Origin of the sequence: Macrococcus equipercicus, assembly GCF_024205945.1 — a bacterium.
GTDB lineage: Bacteria > Bacillota > Bacilli > Staphylococcales > Staphylococcaceae > Macrococcus > Macrococcus equipercicus.
This window is the reverse complement of sequence record NZ_CP073813.1, coordinates 1-4,333: the sequence shown is the minus strand read 5'-3', so window position 1 is coordinate 4,333 and position 4,333 is coordinate 1. Positions and strand designations below refer to the sequence as shown.

The 4,333-nt window shown below is 35.4% G+C and carries 5 protein-coding genes; all 5 read right to left on the bottom strand.

Features of this window, described 5'->3' with window-relative positions; genetic code table 11:
- Nucleotides 1-280: 280 nt before the first annotated feature.
- Nucleotides 281-907: a hypothetical protein gene (locus KFV11_RS11605; RefSeq protein ID WP_254250643.1), complete on the bottom strand. Its 627-nt coding sequence runs from the start codon at nt 905-907 to the stop codon at nt 281-283.
- Nucleotides 908-1,347: 440 nt separating this feature from the next.
- Nucleotides 1,348-1,851: a DUF334 domain-containing protein gene (locus KFV11_RS11600; RefSeq protein ID WP_367305194.1), complete on the bottom strand. Its 504-nt coding sequence runs from the start codon at nt 1,849-1,851 to the stop codon at nt 1,348-1,350.
- Nucleotides 1,829-2,734, bottom strand: a complete 906-nt coding sequence (locus KFV11_RS11595; protein ID WP_367305193.1) for a relaxase/mobilization nuclease domain-containing protein — start codon at nt 2,732-2,734, stop codon at nt 1,829-1,831. The genes KFV11_RS11600 and KFV11_RS11595 overlap by 23 nt, the downstream gene beginning before the upstream one ends.
- Complete coding sequence (locus KFV11_RS11590; RefSeq protein WP_436970240.1) at nt 2,716-3,102, bottom strand: MobC family plasmid mobilization relaxosome protein; 387 nt, start codon at nt 3,100-3,102, stop codon at nt 2,716-2,718. The genes KFV11_RS11595 and KFV11_RS11590 overlap by 19 nt, the downstream gene beginning before the upstream one ends.
- Nucleotides 3,103-3,392: 290 nt before the next feature.
- Nucleotides 3,393-4,304 carry a replication initiation factor domain-containing protein gene (locus KFV11_RS11585; RefSeq protein ID WP_436970239.1) on the bottom strand — a complete coding sequence of 304 codons (912 nt, stop codon included), beginning with the start codon at nt 4,302-4,304 and terminating at the stop codon, nt 3,393-3,395.
- Nucleotides 4,305-4,333: the final 29 nt, after the last annotated feature.

Genomic DNA, 4,333 nt, shown 5'->3' with positions numbered 1-4,333 from the left:
TAAACCCAACAATCAAAAATTCTCTATCTTGCAAAAAGCCTTTAAATAAATTATGATTTGGGTACAGTTTAATACAAAAATAGATTTCACACTTGTGAGATTATTTTTATGTCCTTTACCTTTGCCCGCCAAAGCATTTAGGTTTAGGACTCTTTTTTTTATTTATTTTTACTTTAACAGTTTTAAGATAATGACTGCAAGTTACTCTAAAAAATAATAATAAAAAGGATTAATTAACTTTGAAGTAATTAATCCTTTTTATTAATTAAATTAATACTAATTAACACGCAGCAGCTCCACCCATTGAAGCACATATAGCTGCACAAACTGGAGGACCTCCAGGAATTTCAATCAATGCTAAACAACCTAAAGAACATTGACCTGATACAGCTAAATTACAAATAACTTTCCACCAAAAACTCCCTGGCTTTATACCAAAACTTCTAATTTCTTGGTTATCTCCTGGATTTAAAGCGTTCTGTACATTTCCGTTTTTATCGATATGATTATGCAATAATAATTCACCAGTTTTGCCATCATACTCTTTTAAATCATAACCTTTTTTCTGATCATCAACCGTCATAAGTGTATAAGAATAAACTTCTAAATTATTAGCATTTATAATAGCTGCAACTGTGATATCTTTTCCTTTTATTTTACCTTGTACAATAGCTACATCATTATTAAAATTCTTTAATTCACTATTTTTAACTATTTTTATTGAATTTTTTTCATAACTCATATCAAATTTTGCGTTCTTCATTTGCTTTTTAAAAGCCTGATTTTGTTCAATCGAATTATAAAACTTTTGATTAGGGCCTACTTTTGCATATACATCTAATTGATTAGTACTTACAAATCCTAATAATACAACAAATAAAGCTAAAAGAATTTTAACATTTCTCATTCAACATTACCCCTTTGTATTTTATTGTAAATTTATAGTACAATAGAAGTGTATCATTACAACTTGAATTTAACAATGTACAAAGGGATGATTCTATGGAAAAATTAGCAAAAAATTTTTTTATAAACGGAATCTTAATAATATTATTATTTTTCGTTTGGGATTTAATATCCTACTTTTTCCTTAACGAAGTTTTTTTTATTAAAACAATTATAGGTATAATTTTAGGTCTAATTATGATTTCTGTAAGTAAACAATTACAAAAATGAATTTATTCCAATTTCCTTTTGACTTGGAGCCTCTGTCCCCCCTGACCCCCAAGAGCCTGTGTTCGGCTTAATTGATGGCTTCGCCACCACGCCGAACGGCTCTAAGTGTATCAAGGGGAACCCCTCCAAGCACAAAAGTTTTCTCGGCATAAACCGCAACTCCTGTGCTTTTTATCTGTAATAATCCTCTCTTTTCTTAAACAGCCATCTGAAAATCACCCACAGCGCCCCTACAACTAACAGAACAGGTGTCAGGTATGCCAGATACCAGATAAATGTATTAAACCCTGTAGACTGCTCTATCTTCTTTGCAACCATCGGATAATAACTTTCTCCCAGTAAATTTGTCGTGAACATCTGTGTCAGAAATAAAAAGATGAAGCTAATGAATGCAATAAATACCCCGTAAAGAGTCGGATAAAAAAATCTGTTTGATTTCTCCATCTTCTCACCAAATTCTTTCAGCTCATTACTCACTCTTGAACTGCTTATTCTGACATAATTCAAATGGGTCGCCATCTGACCTGTCACATGCTCCTTTAAATTATCATTCACTGCCTCAACAACCGCCTGTGTCAGTCTATCATCCAGCACCATCTCAACTGTCTTATTCTGTGCCATCACTTTTGTATGACTGTCCAGAACGTCAGCATTACCTTTCAAACTCGTAGTCACTTCTGTCAATCTGTCGACCAACTGATCTATTTTCCGATTCCTGCTGACCTGTGCCTCTTCCAGCTCCAGCATTCTTTCTCTCAACAAGTCGTTTTGTCTCTTCAATTCTTCTAGTTCTTCGCTGTTCATTATCCTGTTCAAATTCATCCCATTTTGACCGTTCTCTGTTTTTCTCAAAGACATGTTCTAACGCCTCCTTGTCATATGAATTTCCCAATGTCTTTCCTCTTACAAATTTGTTCTGTTCAGGGTGGAGATAGCTCACTGTCTTATTCGTCTCTTTAAACTTGATCCCGAACGTCTCTAATTTCTCTGCAAACTCTTTTTTATCCTTTGCGTTTTCCCTCACTGCTTCAATCACTTCTCTCAACTCATCTTTCCAAGAAACGCCTCCTTTTCTGATGATTGATTGTTCAGCCAATGTATAACTGAGTTCTGCTTTCTTTGAGAAGTCGATTGTTGAAAGTCCTCGCTCGTGGCACAGCTCATTACTCTGCTCCTTAATGAACATCATCTGCTTACGATTTGACTGATATTTATTACCTGTCTCCTGATTGACTGAATTAATCACAATATGATTGTGCACATGCTCTGTATCGTCATGCGTATAGATTGTGACCTGATGTTCAGGTGCAATTCTCTTTGCCAGCTCCATACCGATCTCATTTGCCTGTTCAGGCGTCACCTCGCCCGGCTTGAAGGATTGAATGACTAAATGTGCCTGTATGCCCTCCTCCTTGCCATAGAGCCCTCTGACGGCCTTAAAAGATGATTTAGCATAATCTACATCACAGTTATAACCCATTTTGACCACAGCCCGTTTTTCAGCGTAATTAATCGCCCGACTCGCCTGCTTTGTATTGCCTAGTTTAATCGTTGCCATATCTCATTCACTTCTTTTTTCAGATCATCCATCTTGTTGATGAAATCGTCCTGTTTATGTTCAGGCAGAACATTATTTTGATTGCACCATTTTGCGATCTGATTTAAATTGTTCGCCACTCCGCTCAAATCTCGAACAATCTCATGTCGTGTCTCCGCATCCAATTTTGGTGCGACCACACGACTATTCTGTGCCTTCTTCTTCGCATAAGCAGCCACACTCATATTCAAAGTTTCAGCCGACTGCTTCAACTTTGAATACTCGGAATCGCTCACACGAAAACTGATCTGTCTTGCCTCTTTTCGTCGTGGCGTTTTCGCCTTATCCTCCTCAATACTGCTAGCCATATCATTTTTCTGTTCGCTCACAAAACCCCACCCTTTCTGTCACCAAATACGGGTGACGATTTACAAATATTATACTCCGTATAAATTTCTAAATCAAACAGAAAAGGGTTTGGCAAGATTCGTATTTTATAGCCACTTCGTGTTAAAAATACATCTTGTTGTGGGCAAGCCCCCAAGCCCCCTTAGATTTTGCTGACGCAAAATAAACATCGGCTATGCTAGCCAATGTTTAAAAACAAGATTTTTTGTTACACAAAAAATGAGTGGCTCGTTGCTAGCCACTCAACGACAAATCGACAGTATATTATCGATTAAGAAAGCCAAAAATCAATCTGTTTCTGCAGTTTATTTTCCTGCTCCCTCAAAGATAATTTCATCAAATCCGTTAAATCAACAGGAGAAATTTCTTTAACTAATTTCTTAAATTTATATTTTTGATGTCGCTCTAATTTTCCCCATTCTGATTCATCGTTCAGTAATAAAAATAAAATTCCTCTGTCAGAAATCTTTTCAACTGTTTTCCAATCAGGTTTTAAAATATGCATGTCATCAAAACAATTTTTCCAACCATCAACCATTGTTCTTTTTATCTCGATTTCAAATCGCCAAAAATCTTCAAGCTCCATTTCAATATCTGCATTATCTTTTCTTTCCTGCTTTTTATTATAAATTCTAACAAAACGATCGCTATCTCTTACACCAAAATATTTAGTCTCAGCTTTTCCATCACAACCGTAAAAAACAGTTTTTTTCAATGCTTTATCACTCATAATAAAAAAATCAGATAAATCTTTCTCAAAATCAAAAGCTAAATCTAAACGAGTGAAACCAACATTTTCAAGAGCGACCAAAATATTTTTCTTTAGCCAAGACATTTCATCAGCTGTTAAATTATTCGGATTAAATTCAATCCTGAAATTTCTTCGGTCCCAGGCATCTGCTTTAAAACGATCATGTTCAACATAGACTTTATCCGAAAAGATTTGACCTTTAAATTTATGCGTCAGGCAATCCCAAAGCTGAACAAATGTACTGTTTCCAAGCAAATCAGCCATATATTCCGCTCTATTTTTAGGTAAATCTCCAACAATGGTCATACGGTCAAAACTTATTTTTGGTTGGGGGGTGGTAAAAAAACTACCACTTAACCGGCTATTAGATAGGGCCGGCTCCCAATTTTTTTCCAATTCATCTTTTCCCAAAATAAAAACCCCTTTTCTCATTACAAGATTTTGTAATAGAAAAAGAGCCC